Origin of the sequence: Shewanella sp. SG41-3 (assembly GCF_014164545.1) — a bacterium.
Taxonomy (GTDB): Bacteria; Pseudomonadota; Gammaproteobacteria; order Enterobacterales; family Shewanellaceae; genus Shewanella; species Shewanella vesiculosa.
In genome coordinates, this window is sequence record NZ_JACJFJ010000005.1 from 1 (window position 1) to 15,623 (window position 15,623).

General features: G+C 40.1%; 14 protein-coding genes. 10 read left to right on the plus strand and 4 right to left on the minus strand.

Annotation, left to right across the window (positions count from 1 at the left end):
- Positions 1–734 precede the first annotated feature (734 nt).
- From H5164_RS10910 to H5164_RS10925, 4 genes are all read right to left on the minus strand, one after another.
- Complete coding sequence (locus H5164_RS10910) at positions 735–1,634, minus strand: ABC transporter ATP-binding protein (protein ID WP_182756102.1); 900 nt, start codon at positions 1,632–1,634, stop codon at positions 735–737.
- On the minus strand, positions 1,631–2,464 hold the full coding sequence (locus H5164_RS10915) for an ABC transporter permease (protein WP_182756104.1): 834 nt from the start codon (positions 2,462–2,464) through the stop codon (positions 1,631–1,633). The genes H5164_RS10910 and H5164_RS10915 overlap by 4 nt, the downstream gene beginning before the upstream one ends.
- Before the next feature lie 38 nt (positions 2,465–2,502).
- Positions 2,503–3,156, minus strand: a complete 654-nt coding sequence (locus tag H5164_RS10920; RefSeq protein ID WP_182756106.1) for a YceH family protein — start codon at positions 3,154–3,156, stop codon at positions 2,503–2,505.
- 105 nt (positions 3,157–3,261) lie between these two features.
- Entirely contained in the window at positions 3,262–4,095 is an 834-nt protein-coding gene (locus H5164_RS10925) for a S1 RNA-binding domain-containing protein (protein ID WP_182698523.1), read from the minus strand.
- Between the two features lie 587 nt (positions 4,096–4,682).
- On the opposite strand from H5164_RS10925, the gene speA reads away from it, so the two are divergent.
- The 10 genes from speA to pheS all read left to right on the plus strand — a co-directional run bounded on the left by speA (position 4,683) and on the right by pheS (position 15,623).
- The gene (speA, locus tag H5164_RS10930; protein WP_124018118.1) at positions 4,683–6,593 is read left to right on the plus strand and encodes a biosynthetic arginine decarboxylase; all 1,911 of its coding nucleotides are present in this window, start codon (positions 4,683–4,685) and stop codon (positions 6,591–6,593) included.
- 73 nt (positions 6,594–6,666) lie between these two features.
- Complete coding sequence (locus tag H5164_RS10935) at positions 6,667–7,596, plus strand: adenosylmethionine decarboxylase (RefSeq protein WP_182698524.1); 930 nt, start codon at positions 6,667–6,669, stop codon at positions 7,594–7,596.
- 209 nt (positions 7,597–7,805) lie between these two features.
- Positions 7,806–7,877, plus strand: a complete 72-nt coding sequence (locus H5164_RS20200; protein WP_404948425.1) for a hypothetical protein — start codon at positions 7,806–7,808, stop codon at positions 7,875–7,877.
- A 194-nt stretch (positions 7,878–8,071) separates the two neighbouring features.
- On the plus strand, positions 8,072–8,710 hold the full coding sequence (gene pdxH, locus H5164_RS10940) for a pyridoxamine 5'-phosphate oxidase (RefSeq protein ID WP_124018120.1): 639 nt from the start codon (positions 8,072–8,074) through the stop codon (positions 8,708–8,710).
- Entirely contained in the window at positions 8,710–9,207 is a 498-nt protein-coding gene (locus H5164_RS10945) for a YaiI/YqxD family protein (protein ID WP_124018121.1), read from the plus strand. Before pdxH ends, H5164_RS10945 begins: the two co-directional genes overlap by 1 nt.
- A gap of 50 nt (positions 9,208–9,257) precedes the next feature.
- Entirely contained in the window at positions 9,258–9,833 is a 576-nt protein-coding gene (locus H5164_RS10950) for a YceI family protein (protein WP_165870182.1), read from the plus strand.
- An 82-nt stretch (positions 9,834–9,915) separates the two neighbouring features.
- Positions 9,916–10,266 carry a DUF3802 family protein gene (locus H5164_RS10955; RefSeq protein WP_124018123.1) on the plus strand — a complete coding sequence of 117 codons (351 nt, stop codon included), beginning with the start codon at positions 9,916–9,918 and terminating at the stop codon, positions 10,264–10,266.
- Positions 10,267–10,318: 52 nt separating this feature from the next.
- Positions 10,319–11,203, plus strand: coding sequence for a RimK/LysX family protein (locus H5164_RS10960; protein ID WP_124018124.1), 885 nt, complete (start codon positions 10,319–10,321; stop codon positions 11,201–11,203).
- Positions 11,204–11,410: 207 nt separating this feature from the next.
- Complete coding sequence (locus H5164_RS10965) at positions 11,411–14,245, plus strand: ExeM/NucH family extracellular endonuclease (RefSeq protein ID WP_182756108.1); 2,835 nt, start codon at positions 11,411–11,413, stop codon at positions 14,243–14,245.
- Between the two features lie 394 nt (positions 14,246–14,639).
- Complete coding sequence (gene pheS / locus H5164_RS10970; RefSeq protein WP_182756110.1) at positions 14,640–15,623, plus strand: phenylalanine--tRNA ligase subunit alpha; 984 nt, start codon at positions 14,640–14,642, stop codon at positions 15,621–15,623.

Below are 15,623 nucleotides of genomic sequence, written 5' to 3' on the forward strand. Positions count from 1 at the left end.
CCTTCTACCATCCATCATCTACCTTCTATTATCATAAATCTCAGTTTTGCTTACGTTTATTATATTATTTACTTATGCTTCGACCTGGTATCGCGTTAATCATTTCTCATTAGAGTTTGTTTAATCATCGATTACTCGCCGCTATGGGCTTGAGGCTTGTCATTTAATAGAGAATAACCTCGACTCGGGATAATAAACGATTATCAAACAGTAGGTTGTATCGCTGATTGGATTTCATTGTTTTGCAATGGGCAGGTTATTAAGGTGTTGATCTGTGTTGCTAACAAAACAAATGCGAGGTTAATGAAATAGGCCGAATGGGGTGGATTTAGCTTACTTACCCCATAGCTTAACCTGAGTAATTAAAAATTTGCTCAAACTGATCCGCTAGATGTAATGACAATAACTGGCTGATGTAAGTTGTGCGCTGTGTGATTAATTTACTCTTGGTTAATACAGTCTATGCCTGCTAGTCCAAGCGAGTGACTAAGGAGTGCGAGTTTAAGAGCTTTTTTGGTAATGGATAGTGTTTGAGCATTGTTAATATCAAGAGACGATCACGGAATTGAGAGGGGATGATGATGTGACATTTTTGCATCCCCTCGTTTATGAAAAAGTGCTAGTTAGTCATAAATAAGGGGACTACATACTATTGTAATAACGTGCAGTGAGTCGCTTTCTCATCACTAGCGAAGCTGATGAGCATAAGTCATATTCTGAATAATCTTTAAATATTAAGAGAATAAGGTTTCTTCTAAGGTTCGGCCTTTCAGCAAGGCTTTATATTGCCATTGATTCACCGTAAACAGTTCAAATAATTGTATTTCAATGGCGAAGCCAGATTGTTTTTGGTACTCAATAACATATTGATCATCACCGATGCGTCTAACTTGAATAATATCGTTTAGCCCCAATAGTTTTTGGTGGAGGCTATCCATGTCACACTGTTTCATTGTCAGGGTAATAAAGTCAGTTGCTTGACTGGCTTTTATCGATACAGATTGTTGTAGTTTGCCATGCTCAAGATAGACAACTTGGTCGCATAACTTTTCAAGTTCATCAAGATTATGCGAGCTGATCACAAAAGTTGTATTACCTGATAAATCTTTAACAATCTGGCGGATTTTTTTCGCATTGGCAGGATCAAGTCCAGCTGTTGGTTCATCGAGTAAGACAATTTTAGGTGAACCCATTAACGCTTGTGCTATTGAGACTCGTTTGCTCATCCCGTGACTTAAGCTTTTGGGCTTAGCTTCAGCAGAATCGGTTAAATCAACAAGCGCGAGTACTCGTAATGCTTCTCGCTTGGCGGCTTTTGTTGTCATGCCTTGTAATTGGGCAAAGAATTGCAGTTGTGACACGATACTAAAATTAGGATCTAATGCTGCATCTTGTGGTAATGCCGATAATAGTCCTTGCAGCGCTTTGCTACCTGGCTTGTGGCCTAAAATGCTAATGCTGCCATTGGTGGGTTGAATATACCCACATAATAAACTGAATAAGGTCGTTTTACCGGCCCCATTAGGACCAACTAATGCAATGGGTGCGCCCTGTGTCAACGTTAACGATACTGTGTCGAGCGCCAGTTTATTACCATATTGTTTAGAAAGGTTGTCACATTGAATGATACTCATAGTGCGCTCCGACTCATTAAGTGTTTACCAACAAATAAAATAACCGCAGTTTGCAGTAATGGGATGGGAGCAAGTGCGAAAGAGCTTAGCCCTTGAGTATTAATTAAATTAGAAATTTGCGAACCTGGCAACATCCAATTTAACCAGCTCAGTTGGGGGAAGTTCATATTGATCAAGGCAATAAAAATCGATACCACAGCCCACAAGATAACCGCAAAGATACTCGCTTGTCTGGCCGAGTTGGCATGTAATGACAGCACCGCCATGGCGGCAGTGTAGGGCAATAATACAATGACTAAGTTCACCATCACTAATAGGCTGGTGGTGATCGATGGCAGTAATAATGACATATCACGCGAAAGAGCCAATGCGATAGTGGCCAACAGTGTTAACACAATAAGCATTAATTGGATCAGCATTTGACCTAGAAAACGTCCAAAAAACAAACTGCTACGACTAACTCTTAAGGTTAAAAATCGCAAGCTACCACGTTGCTTATCTGAGCTAAATTGATCTGCGGCGATAAAAATACTGAACATGGGAAACAGATATAGTGCGGCTAGCCAGAACACTGCAAATTCTTCAACTGGCCATTCGAATAGATGGCGTAAACTCCCAGGTCCAAAGAGTGCTTCGGTAAAGTCTCTGAAGTTTGGCTGCATAATAAATTCAGATGCACTCTTAATCGGATACAGTAATAAAATTGCCCAAATTAACATAAAGGCAATTAATGAAATCATGCCGCTTTTATTGGTAAAGCGTTTGCTTAACTCATATTTGGCTAATAACCAAATATGAGTCAATGTTGATGGGGAGGCAGTACTTTCCATAATATTGTCCTTGCTTACCGTTTAACGGAAAGCATAAGTTAGTCTAATAGGGGTTCTAATTGTGCGAGCTTTTGTTCCAGCAATTCAACTCTGCGCTCTAATTCTGCAATCCGAGTATCTTGCTGTAATGTTTGCTGCGTGTGGCCTGAAACCACAATGGCATGACTACTGTTAACATCATAGTCGTCAACATTACCACTGAAGCACTCAAGAAAGCGGCAATCACGTTTATTCGGCTCTCGAGCAAGTTGTACTACTAAGGGTTTTTCACCTTGGCTTAATGCCAGTAATACGGATTCAACTTGAGATACATCAGTGAACTCGTGCAGTCTATTTGAGCGCGTTTTGAGTTCCCCTGGCGTTTGAGGACCACGTAATAACAACACACAAATTAATCCAACTTCAGCACTGGTTAACTGTAATTCGCTGAACTCAGTATTACAAAAGCGATGTTTATATTTTACGACGCGACTACCAAAACCGGATTGCTCACTGATTAAGCGTTTTTTAGAGAGGTCTTCTAGTATCGTTTGTACTTGAGATTCACTGAGTGACATAACCGGTTCACGGCTACTTTTTTGGTTACATGCTAGGGTAAGTGAGTTTAATGACAGGGGATATTGATCAGGAGTTGTAAGTTCTTTTTCGAGCAAGCACCCGATAACTCGAGCTTCTAGCGGGGTTAATTCCATAAACAGTATCCTTTTAATAAAAAGCATGATTCTATTACTTTTATAACAGAGCCATGCTTTTTCTCAAAGGATTGCACTAGTTTAGGGAGGTTAATCGATTATTGTTCACACAGTTAAGCGAATACCGTCACTTTCGATAGTGATTTCACCTGCTTTAAATAAACCACCAATAGATTTTTTAAAGGCTTTCTTACTCATAGCGAGTTTGTCATAAATAACATCGGCATCAGTTTTGTCATGTAAAGGTAAAAAGCCGTTTGCGCTGCGCAGTTTATTGATGATCAAGCGAGCATTTTTATCGAGCTCATCTTTGTCACCTTTTTGCAGCACAAGATCAATTTTGCCATCACTGCGCATCGTTTTAATAAAACCGGTGACTTTTTGGCCAAAGCGAAGTTTTTGAAACACTTCATTTTGGTATATCACTCCCCAGTGCTGGTGATTGATAATAGCTTTGTAGCCTAAATCTGTTGTGCCGCCAATGATCAAGTTAACTTGTTCGCCTTCGGTGTAATGAGCTTCTGTTTTATCAACAAACTTATCCAGTTTAGAGGAGGCCATGATGCGTTCATCGGCATGGTTAGCATGAACATACACTAAATATGAGTGGCCTTCTTCGGCAGGTTTGTGTTGCTCGCCGAAAGGCAGCAATAAATCTTTGTCTAATCCCCAATCTAAAAAGGCACCATATGGGCCTGTTGCAACCACTTTTAAGTAAGCATATTCACCTACTTGAGCAAGTGCTTTTTGGGTGGTAGCTATCACAATGTCTTCTGAGTCTAAGTAAAGAAATACATCGACCATATCACCGACATTACAACCGGTAGGGACAAATTTATTAGGAAGCAAGACTTGCCCAAGCTCTTGAGCATTTAGATAAACCCCAAAATTAACTTGTTTAACGACTTCTAATGAATAACGTTTACCGATTTGTATCATGAATGACTCTGCTCTACTTTAATGAAAGATAAAAATGAAAAGACGATCTTTGGAAATCCGCTTAATTATACACGTAAATTTAGCTGACGTTGTGCCAATTAAGCACGATTAAAAATCATTTATGGTTGAGGTACTGTTTATTGATGTTTAACTCATCGATTATAGACGTTTTTTTCTGGTAATTATTCGGTAATTAACTTGCATTACACGCCATTGCAGGTTTTAATTGCGCCGTTTTTATAAAGGCTGAAAATGTTACTGGTTTTGGGATTTAAAAGTGATCTAACCGTGCGCGAAATCAGTAAAAAACCTGTTACAGCAACTAGTCGATACTCTGTTAGTAAAATTTGCATGATTTGTGAATATCTGCGTAAGATGATTGTCATTAGATGTTGTGCAATAGATAAATAAAGATGAGATGACATTAGGGCACTTGGCAGTGCCTTTTTAGTCAAGAGTTTTGTAGCTTCAATCGGGCTGCACACTCTTTTACTGTTGAGATAACCTTGTTGTGTTATCTGGATTTTTAACAAGTAGATGCCCCTATTGCGGCACTGCTAACTTTGATACAAATACGGAAAATAATTATGTCTGATTGGTCTATCGAAGATGCTCGCTCGGGTTATAACGTGACTCACTGGAGCCAAGGTTTTTATGGTATTCGTGAAGATGGCGAAGTGACAGTGTCACCTAACCCACAAAATCCTGATCATAAAGTTGGCTTAAATGAATTAGCTAAAAGTATGGTTGAAGCAGGCGTTTCGTTACCGGTTTTAGTCCGTTTCCCGCAGATTTTGCACCACAGAGTGGAAAGTTTATGCGAAGCATTTAATGATGCAATTAAGAAGTACGATTATCAAAATGATTACTTGTTAGTTTACCCAATTAAAGTAAACCAACAGAAAACGGTAGTTGAAGAAATTTTAGCTAGCCAAAAATCGAAAGAAGTCCCTCAATTAGGGCTTGAAGCTGGTAGTAAGCCTGAATTAATGGCTGTATTGGCTATGGCACAAAAAGCCAGTTCAGTGATTGTATGTAATGGTTATAAAGATAAAGAATATATTCGTTTAGCACTTATCGGTGAAAAGCTTGGCCATAAGGTGTATATCGTTCTGGAAAAAATGTCAGAACTTAAAATGGTATTAATTGAAGCTGAAAAGCTCGGTATTACACCTCGTTTAGGTTTACGTGTACGTTTGGCTTTCCAAGGTAAAGGCAAATGGCAAGCCAGCGGTGGCGAAAAGTCCAAATTTGGTTTATCTGCAGCGCAGGTGTTGAAAGTTATAGCTGAATTGAAAAGTGCTAATATGCTTAATTCTCTTCAGTTATTACATTTCCATTTAGGGTCGCAAATTGCCAACATCCGTGACATTCGCCAAGGCGTAAGTGAAGCTGGTCGTTTTTATTGTGAATTACGCCAACTAGGTGCCAGTATTGATTGTTTCGATGTCGGCGGCGGGTTAGCGGTTGACTACGATGGTACTCGTAGCCAAAGCAACAACTCAATGAATTATGGTTTAAATGAGTATGCAAACAATATTGTCAATGTATTAACCGATTTATGTAATGAATACGAGCAACCAATGCCGCGTATTATTTCTGAATCAGGTCGCCATTTAACGGCGCATCATGCAGTGTTGATTACGGATGTTATAGGTACTGAAGCCTATCTTCCTGAAAATATTCAGGAACCAAGTGAAGATGCACCGCAATTGCTCCACAATATGTGGCAATCTTGGTTAGAAATCAGCGGTCGTTATGATCAACGTGCGATTATTGAAATTTATCATGATAGCCAAAGTGATATTTCTGAAGCACACTCATTGTTTGCTGTGGGTCAATTAAGTTTGGCTGACCGAGCTTGGGCAGAACAAGCTAATTTACGTGTTTGCCATGAAGTGAAGGGATTATTAAGTAACAATAACCGTTATCATCGTCCAGTGATTGATGAATTAAATGAAAAATTAGCCGATAAGTTTTTCGTTAACTTCTCATTATTCCAGTCATTACCTGATGCATGGGGTATTGATCAAGTGTTCCCTGTGTTGCCTTTATCGGGATTAGATAAAGCGCCAGAGCGCCGTGCGGTTATGTTAGATATTACCTGTGACTCAGACGGTATTGTGGATCAATATGTTGATGGTCAAGGTATTGAAACTACCTTACCTGTACCTGCGTGGAGTGCTGACAGCCCGTATTTGATTGGTTTCTTCATGGTGGGTGCGTACCAAGAAATCTTGGGCGATATGCATAACTTATTTGGTGATACTAACTCAGCAGTAGTGCGTATCGATGAGCGTGGATTAAGCCAGATTGAGTCTGTCTTACAAGGCGACACGGTAGCAGATGTATTACGCTATGTGAATCTAGATGCTGTTGACTTTATGCGCACCTATGAAGAGCTTGTGAATCAGCATATTGTTGAAGATGAGCGAGCTAGTATTCTAGAAGAATTGCAGTTAGGTCTTAAAGGCTACACTTACTTAGAAGATTTTTAATCTCTTCTATTAGGTTAACTTGTTATCCAAAAAGCCTAGCACCCTCAGGTGGCTAGGCTTTTAAGTTGCTAAGATGTTTTTTGAAGGTTCAGAGAAAAAGTTAGAGATTATTGTTGATGCAGCCGCGCCTAAATTACGGTCTTTAGATCGAACGTTTTGGCAGGGGCTTGTTGCTGCCTCAAATGCAGACATTTTATCTAGCATAAGCAATGATTTTTGTGATGCTTATTTATTGAGTGAATCAAGCTTATTTGTTTGGGATGATCGTATCGTTGTGCTCACATGCGGGGCTAGTACGTTAGTCGAATCAGCCTGTTACTTCATTGAGCATATAGGTGAACAAGCGATTTCCTATGTGTGTTATCAGCGTAAAAATGAATATTATGCTCATTTACAAGCCAGCTCTTTTGGCGATGATGTGCTTAGGTTAAGAGATTTTATTGGTGGGCAGGCCTATAGAATGGGTCATTTAGATAGCCATCACCATTATATTTTTACCACAGATAAGCATTATCAAGCCAGTCCACTTGATACCACCAATGAATTACTGATGTATCATATTTCTGGTACCGTAGCAGACTATTTACGTGGCGAGCATCAATCAACAGAACAAATTAGTCAGCTGTTACAATTGGAACAATTATTCAGCGGTTTTAGTGTTGATCAATATTTATTCAGTCCTTTAGGGTATTCCATTAATGGTATTCGAGGTGCTGAATATTTTACTATACACATTACGCCGCAGGAAAATAGCTCTTATGTGAGTGTTGAAACCAACATCGATATTAGCTCAAATCAGGTCGATATTTTTGCTGAGCTTATCGTATTATTACAGCCTAACAGCTGCGATATTATTGGCTTTAATAGTCATATGGCCAATAAGCCAATGTTAAATTATGTGTGTTTAAGCCATTGTTCGATGACTCTTGAGCAAGGTTACAACATACATTTTAGCCACTATCAGCAAGATTGCTTAGAAGTGCTGAAGCCTATTTTATTATAATTATCGGTGCTAGCTATCTTTTGCATAGCCTATGACTCCTTTCACCGACAAAGCTAATTATTGGCTTTATTCAAATGTATTTAGCTATTTACGCCAAGCGCTTAATTTTAAACCCATTGAGTCTAACACTGTCATTGTGATTACTTAGATGCTGCTTTTCATCCGCTACGGATACCTCAGAGTGTTGTGGCTTAACCTGTGATAAATCAATGGCAATGATGCGCGGTTTACGTGGTATGAGTCTTGTTGCGATAGATGTTGTTGCAGTCGCAGCATCATAAATTCTGCTGAAATTACCGCGCTTGCAGGTGCAACATTGGACCTTGAAATACTGTATGTTTGCACCCAAGGTAAAGGCTTAATTAAAAAGTAATTTTAACTTTACTATTAAACACCTAAGCCAACGTGTTGACGTTGGCTTTTTTGTGTCAGCTCAGCGTAGAATACAACTTGCAAGCTTTAATGAGGAGCCAGTATGAGTGATTTAAGTGATATTCGCCGTGAATATACCCAAGGTGGATTAAGACGGGCTAATTTACCTGCTAACCCAATGGATCTGTTTGAACAATGGATGCAGCAAGCTAAAGATGCTCAGCTTTCCGATCCAACTGCTATGTGCGTTGCTACGGTTGATGAAGATGGTCAGCCATTTCAACGTATTGTGTTACTGAAGAAATTTGATGACAACGGTTTTGTTTTTTTTACTAATTTAGAAAGCCGCAAAGCTAAACAAATAGCCGTTAATAGCAAAATCAGTTTATTGTTTCCATGGCATCCACTTGATCGCCAAGTCGCGGTATTAGGTCAAGCGGAGCCATTATCGATGTTAGATGTGGCAAAATACTTTATGTCTAGACCCAAAGACAGCCAAATTGCTGCTTGGGTATCTAAGCAATCAAGCAAAATTAGTGCGCGACAGGCCCTTGAAGGAAAATTTGCAGAAATGAAAGCAAAGTTTGCCCAAGGTGAAGTCCCTCTGCCGAAGTTTTGGGGCGGATATTTAGTTCGTCCTGCCAGCGTTGAGTTTTGGCAAGGTGGTGAACACAGATTACACGACCGATTTATTTACACCAAAACCGATGCTGATTGGAATATTGATCGTTTGGCACCTTAATGAGTGTTAATGAACAGGAGCTTTTAGCTGTGATAACGAATAAAATCTGGGTTGATGCTGATGCTTGCCCTAATCCGGTTAAAGAGATGTTATTTCGGGCATCTGAGCGGAAATCGATTCAACTTGTGCTGGTTGCTAATCAGATGATTAAAGTACCAATATCACCTTTAATTAGCATGATCCGAGTGAGCTCAGGTTTTGATGAGGCCGACAACTACATTGTCGAACAAGTGGCACAAGGGGATTTGGTGGTTACTGCTGATATTCCCCTTGCATCGGATGCGGTTGATAAAGGTGCGCTTGTATTAAATCCCAGAGGAACGGTTTATACCGTGGAAAATATCAAACAGATCCTGACTATGCGTGACTTTATGGAAGAAATGCGCAGCAGTGGTATTCATACTGGTGGCCCGAATAGTTTTTCACAAACGGATAAGCATGCGTTTGCACAAGCATTAGACAAATGGCTGGCTAAATTGATCCCCAGCAAAATATAAGCAAATATTACTCTATACTTAATCTGACTTTCTATACTAAGGACTTTATGATGAAAAAATGGTTACCATTATTAGCCGCTAGCTTGCTCAGCACATCTGTGATGGCAAGTGACTGGCAAGTCAATCAAGATCATTCTCGAGTAAGCTTTATTTCGATTAAGAAAACTGATATTGCTGAAGTGAATCATTTTAAACACGTTGCTGGTTCATTAACGGATGCGGGTGCATTTTCTTTATCGATTGATTTAACCAGTGTTGATACTGGAGTTGAAATTCGTGATCAGCGTTTGCAGTCAGTGTTATTTGAAGTCGCGCAGTTTCCAACATTAACGATAGATGCGGTGGTCAATCCTAAATTGCTTGCCGGATTAAAAGTCGGTGACACATTAACGACCCAAGTTGAAGCGACCATTATGTTACATGGTCAGAAACAACAGAAGAGCTTTGATGTGTTAGTGGCAAAATTATCTGATAAGAAAATGGTGGTTTCAAGCTTAGCGCCTGTGATTGTACAAGCAAATGAATTCGGTCTTGTGGCAGGTGTCGAAAAACTCAAAGAATTGGCCGGTTTACCGAGCATCAGCTTAGCAGTGCCTGTGTCATTTGTGCTAACCTTAGCGCAGTAGTTATCTGTGATTGAAAATGGCATTCGATCATCACGATTGAAAGCCATTTTCGGTTAAGTCGTTTCAAGAAAGGTAGGATAAAATGGTTACTGACAAAGAAGGGTACATACATTTAATTCAGTATTTAACTGAACATTTAGGGCTGTTTGAGTCATCTGAGAATAATGTAGCGGCAACTGAAACTGTCATGGAATTGTTTGAAGAGCAGTTATCTGCTCAGATTATTATGGTTTGCGGCCAGAACCCACAGCTATCGTTTGCTGAGCGCAATATGGTGATCCGTGAAATTGACGCAATTGTATACGATTTAGAAGAGATTTTAGCCTCTGTCGCTAATCATTTAGCCACCCCTGAACAGAGTATTTTTATTACTGAGTTTTCTGGTTTAATTAAAAATTTATTTGATCAAGAAGTTGATCATTTGTTGCGTTAAACGCAGCTAAACGCCCGCTATTAAAGCGATTTGTGGATTTTTGGAATTGATCATGTTTAAAAGAATTGTGATTGCCGCTGTATTGTGTTTCCTTTCTATATCCGTATTTGCAAGTGATAAAACCGTTTTAAGACAAGTCGAAACCATGACTGTTGCTAAGTCTGGACTTCATTATCGTGCCCGCATTGATACCGGTGCTGCCAATACCTCATTACACGCAGTCGATATAGATATTATTGGCGGTGCATCTAAGAAAATGAAAAACGATGTCGGTAAAATTGTTGAATTTACTACACAAAATGAGCGTGGTGAGAAAAAACGTATTCAAGCTGAAATAGTCAGTACATCTAGAGTCAAAAATTCTCAAGGTATTGAAACACGTTATATGGTGAAACTCGACGTCGGTTTTGCCAATGAGTTTCATAATATTCATGTTAATTTACGTGATCGTAGCCATATGAATCACAAATTACTCATAGGGCGTAACTTTTTAAAGCATGATTATATCGTAGATGTTTCAGATAAAAAAATGATTGGGCCTCTAGCTGAGTTGAGTATTAAGCAAACTGGCTTGCTGTATAATACCCGCATTGATACGGGGGCTGTTGAAAATTCATTACACGCGGTGAATATTCGCGTCGATAAAGAAGACACAGTTAATATCGAAAATAACATAGGTAAAATGATCACATTCACCACAGCTAACGAAAAAGGTCAGCAAGCTGAGGTTCGCACCAAAATTCGTGGTACCTCATTAATTCGTAATGCACAAGGTACAGAAAGACGATACATGGTGAGGTTAAATGTTGGTGAACCTCGTCATGAATATGTTGTTGACGTTAACCTTAAAGACCGCAGCAAAATGGGTTACAAATTATTAATTGGCCGCAATTGGCTGCAAGGTCATTATATGGTCGATGTGTCCAAAAAACATTAATCACAGTTAAACCAATTCATCTTATTAATACCGCTCATTATGAGCGGTATTTTTTTTATTGCTTTTATCTGATCCTGCAACATACCTGCAACCTAACTGTCATCGGTTACCGATATAGTAACAGCCGATTTACGCTATAAATCGATAAAAATATGTTTACGATATAAATCAGTTAACTAAAATTATGGATAATAATAAGGGTCTATTATGTTAAGCAATAAAACCTTGCTTGCGGCATCAATATCAACATTAATGGCTTTTCAAGTCAGCGCACAAGATTTACTTATTTCAGAATACGTGGAAGGTAGTAGCAATAATAAAGCTATCGAGTTATATAACCCAACAGGCACCAATATTGATTTAAGTGATTATGTATTATCATTTTATTTTAATGGTAATACTTCTGCGTCAACCAAGATTAATCTTTCAGGCAACATTGCGGCTAACTCTACTTTTGTGATTACTGATAATGATGCTTCAGCAGATATTTTAGCATTGGCCCAGTTGACTTCTAATGGTAGTTTTTTTAATGGTGATGATGCCATTGTGCTGACTCATAGCGACAATGTTATCGATTCTTTAGGCCAAGTAGGCGTCGATCCCGGTGCAGAATGGGGCAGTGGCGATATCTCTACCCAAAATAATACGTTGCGCCGTGATACAAATAATTTAACTGCAGATCAAGTGATTGACGATGCCGTAACATTTGTGGGCTGGCAAGGTTTTGCGCAAGATGACATTAGTGACTTAGGTCGATTTTCAGCCAATGGTTCAACGGATCCAGTTGATCCAGTTGATCCAGTTGAGTTTGTCTGTGGTCAATCAGCTGTCGCTATTCATGAAATACAAGGTAATGCACAAGCCAGCGCATTGATAGGGAATACAGTGGTTGTTGAAGCCATTGTCACCAGCGATCAGCAAGCGGGTTTAAAAGGCGTGTTCTTGCAAATGGCTGACCTTGAAGCTGATGCTGATATAGACACTTCGGAAGGTATATTTGTCTATACCGGCACTCAGGCGTTACAAGTTAATGCGGGCGATAGGATTCGATTAGCCGCAAATGTAGCAGAATATAACGGTGTGACTCAGTTATCGGGCGTTAGCCAATTTGCGCTTTGTGCTACTCAGCAAATGCTGCCAAGTGTCTCATCGGTTACCTTGCCAATAAATGACAATCAGCAGCTTGAGCGTGTTGAAGGTATGCGTGTGTATTTTGACCAGGATTTAGTGGTCAATGAGGTATACAGCTTAGGCCGCTATGGGGAAGTGTTATTAGGCAGTAGCCGCCACTTTATTGGAACTCAGGTCGCGACTCCAGGTGCTGATGCTGTTGCCGTTACAGCCGAAAATTCCCGTGACAGCATTATTTTAGATGATGGTTCAACTCGCCAAAATCCTGAAGTGATCCCGTATCCTGCGCCCGGGCTATCGGCTAATAATACCTTACGAGTGGGTGATAGTGTGACTAGGCTTGAAGGGGTAATGCATTATGGCTTTAATCAATTCCGCATTATGCCGACCAGTTTAGTAAATGTTATCCAAAGTAATCCACGTCAAATGGCACCAGAAGTGGTTGCCGATGCCGATTTAAGAGTCGCCAGTTTTAACGTGCTCAATTACTTCAATGGCGATGGTAACGGTAACGGTTTTCCAACTGATCGCGGTGCTGATTCAGCCGTTGAATTTGAGCGTCAACGCGCAAAAATTATCAATGCCATGCAAACGATCAATGCCGATGTCTTTGGTTTAATGGAAATTGAGAATGATGGCTATGACACTAGCTCGGCCATCAGTGATCTTGTTAGCGGTTTAAATGCGGCACTAGGCACAACAACTTATGCGTATGTAGTGCCTAGCGTGGCAAAAATCGGCACCGATGCAATTACTGTGGGAATGATTTATCGCACTGATAAACTGACGCTATCTGGTGAGGCTGGGATTTTATCATCAGCAAATTCACCCGCTGATGATAATGGCGTGCAATTGTTTGATGACAGTAAAAATCGTCCAATGCTCACTCAGCAATTTACGGTCAATGGCACAGACGAGAATATTGTGGTTGCCGTGAATCATCTAAAATCTAAAGGCAGCAGCTGTGATAGTCTTGGTGATCCTGACTTACAAGATGGTCAAGGTAATTGTAACCAAACTCGAACTCGAGCAAGTGATGCTATTGGCCAATGGTTAGCGGCGCAATACCCTGATAGCAAAGTACTGGTAATAGGCGATTTAAATGCCTACGCAAAAGAAGATCCGTTAACCATGCTAGCAAGTCATGGTTATAATGAATTAACCAGCTATGTCGGTGCCCAAAAGCCTTACTCTTATGTGTTTTCTGGTGAGTCAGGTCAGCTAGATCATGCTTTAGCCAATGATGAATTAGTCAGTAACTTAGTCGGCATTACTCAATGGCACATTAACGCCGATGAGCCTATCGTACTGGATTATAACGAAGAGTATAAATCGGCAACACAACTGCAAGAATTGTATCAAGCGGATGCATTTCGTTCATCCGATCATGATCCTGTGATTATCTCGTTTAAATTTGCTCCAGCAAATGCGTTACCTGTGGCCAGCTTTGAGCAACAATTAAATGGCAGTGTATTGCACGTTCAGTCAACTTCAACTGATAGTGACGGCCAAATTGTTCAGCATCAATGGGACTTTGGTGATGGCACTGTGGCATCTGGCGTGACGGCTTCGCATCAGTATTTGCAATCAGGCGATTACCAAGTGCAATTAACCGTTACCGATGACAAAGGTGATGTTGCGACGAGTGTTAGCAGCATAAGTATTGTCGAGCCTGTCAACATGGCCCCCATTGCGCAAATTCAGCGAGTAAATTTATGGTTTATGCAGTTATTTATTTCAACTAGCTATGACCAAGACGGTGTCATTAAGCGCCAGCAATGGGCCTTTAATAATGGCCGCAAAGCGCGCGGACCTGTGGCCTTTAGTTTCAGCCGTCGTGAACATACCGTTGAGTTAACTGTGGTTGATAATGACGGTGAAACAGGCTCAGCAACGATGCGCTTTAGATAATAAGATTTGACTGATTATCGATGAGTATCTATTTGAGTTAGTCTCAGTAAAAAGGCGCATAACGCGCCTTTTTTATTACGTAATTATGCCAAATGATTTGTGGCTGGCATGTAAAAATTCCCCTGCAGTTAATAAGAATGATAGGCAATAGGCAATCACTAGCAACATAGACGTCGAAATTGTAGTTAAATACAACTATTTGGCATTAAAAAGTCCAATAATGACTAGTAAAATGGTAGTCGCTAACGTAAAATTTCAGTCTTTATTTTTAACCTTAGTTTTAGCTCTTTGTGGCTTTTGACAAGAGTTAAACTACCGCGTCGTCACTATTGATTGTTAATAGTCGACCAGACGCCCAATCGCATTGATATGCACAAATGCAGTGGATGATAACATGCAGCAGTTAACCGAGATCGTAGAACAAGCCTTAGAGGTCATTGATAAGGCCAGTGATCTAAAGACATTGGATGATATCCGTGTCGATTACCTTGGTAAAAAAGGTAAAATCACTGACATGATGAAAATGATGGGGTCATTAAGCGCAGAAGAAAAACCTGCCTTTGGTGCCGCAGTCAATCAAGCAAAGCAAGCCGTTCAACAACAGTTGACTGAGCGTATCGACGGATTTAAAGCATCAGAATTAGAAGCTAAATTAATTGCTGAAAATATCGATGTCACTTTACCTGGTCGTACGTTAGATATTGGTGGCTTACATCCGGTTACGCGTACAATCGAACGTATCGAAACATTCTTTGGTGAACTTGGGTTTGTTGTCAAGCAAGGTCCCGAAATCGAAGATGATTTCCATAATTTCGATGCGTTAAATATTTCTGAGCATCATCCTGCTCGTGCCGATCATGACACGTTTTACTTTAATCCAAAAGTGATGTTGCGCACCCAAACTTCTGGCGTGCAAATTCGCACAATGGAACATGAAAAGCCACCGCTACGGATCATCTCTCCAGGCCGAGTTTATCGTAACGATTACGACCAAACACACACGCCAATGTTCCACCAAGTTGAAGGCTTAATGGTTGCAGAAAATGTTAACTTTGCTGAGCTTAAAGGTATCTTGCATGACTTTTTGCGTAACTTCTTTGAGCAAGATTTAGAAGTGCGTTTCCGCCCATCTTATTTCCCTTTCACAGAACCTTCTGCCGAAGTGGATGTGATGGGTAAAAACGGTAAGTGGTTAGAAGTATTAGGCTGTGGCATGGTACATCCAAACGTACTGCGCAGTGTGGGTATTGACCCTGAAAAATATTCTGGTTTTGCTTTTGGTATGGGCGTTGAGCGTTTAACCATGTTGCGCTACGGCGTAAATGATTTACGTGCCTTCTTCGAGAACGATTTACGTTTTCTTAAGCAATTCAAATAA

What these genes read in the sequence shown, in the direction of transcription:
- H5164_RS10910 (WP_182756102.1), bottom strand. Translation starts at nt 1,634, where the DNA reads ATGAGTATCATTCAATGTGACAACCTTTCTAAACAATATGGTAATAAA.
- H5164_RS10915 (WP_182756104.1), bottom strand. Translation starts at nt 2,464, where the DNA reads ATGGAAAGTACTGCCTCCCCATCAACATTGACTCATATTTGGTTATTA.
- H5164_RS10920 (WP_182756106.1), bottom strand. Translation starts at nt 3,156, where the DNA reads ATGGAATTAACCCCGCTAGAAGCTCGAGTTATCGGGTGCTTGCTCGAA.
- H5164_RS10925 (WP_182698523.1), bottom strand. Translation starts at nt 4,095, where the DNA reads ATGATACAAATCGGTAAACGTTATTCATTAGAAGTCGTTAAACAAGTT.
- speA (WP_124018118.1), top strand. Translation starts at nt 4,683, where the DNA reads ATGTCTGATTGGTCTATCGAAGATGCTCGCTCGGGTTATAACGTGACT.
- H5164_RS10935 (WP_182698524.1), top strand. Translation starts at nt 6,667, where the DNA reads ATGTTTTTTGAAGGTTCAGAGAAAAAGTTAGAGATTATTGTTGATGCA.
- pdxH (WP_124018120.1), top strand. Translation starts at nt 8,072, where the DNA reads ATGAGTGATTTAAGTGATATTCGCCGTGAATATACCCAAGGTGGATTA.
- H5164_RS10945 (WP_124018121.1), top strand. Translation starts at nt 8,710, where the DNA reads ATGAGTGTTAATGAACAGGAGCTTTTAGCTGTGATAACGAATAAAATC.
- H5164_RS10950 (WP_165870182.1), top strand. Translation starts at nt 9,258, where the DNA reads ATGAAAAAATGGTTACCATTATTAGCCGCTAGCTTGCTCAGCACATCT.
- H5164_RS10955 (WP_124018123.1), top strand. Translation starts at nt 9,916, where the DNA reads ATGGTTACTGACAAAGAAGGGTACATACATTTAATTCAGTATTTAACT.
- H5164_RS10960 (WP_124018124.1), top strand. Translation starts at nt 10,319, where the DNA reads ATGTTTAAAAGAATTGTGATTGCCGCTGTATTGTGTTTCCTTTCTATA.
- H5164_RS10965 (WP_182756108.1), top strand. Translation starts at nt 11,411, where the DNA reads ATGTTAAGCAATAAAACCTTGCTTGCGGCATCAATATCAACATTAATG.
- pheS (WP_182756110.1), top strand. Translation starts at nt 14,640, where the DNA reads ATGCAGCAGTTAACCGAGATCGTAGAACAAGCCTTAGAGGTCATTGAT.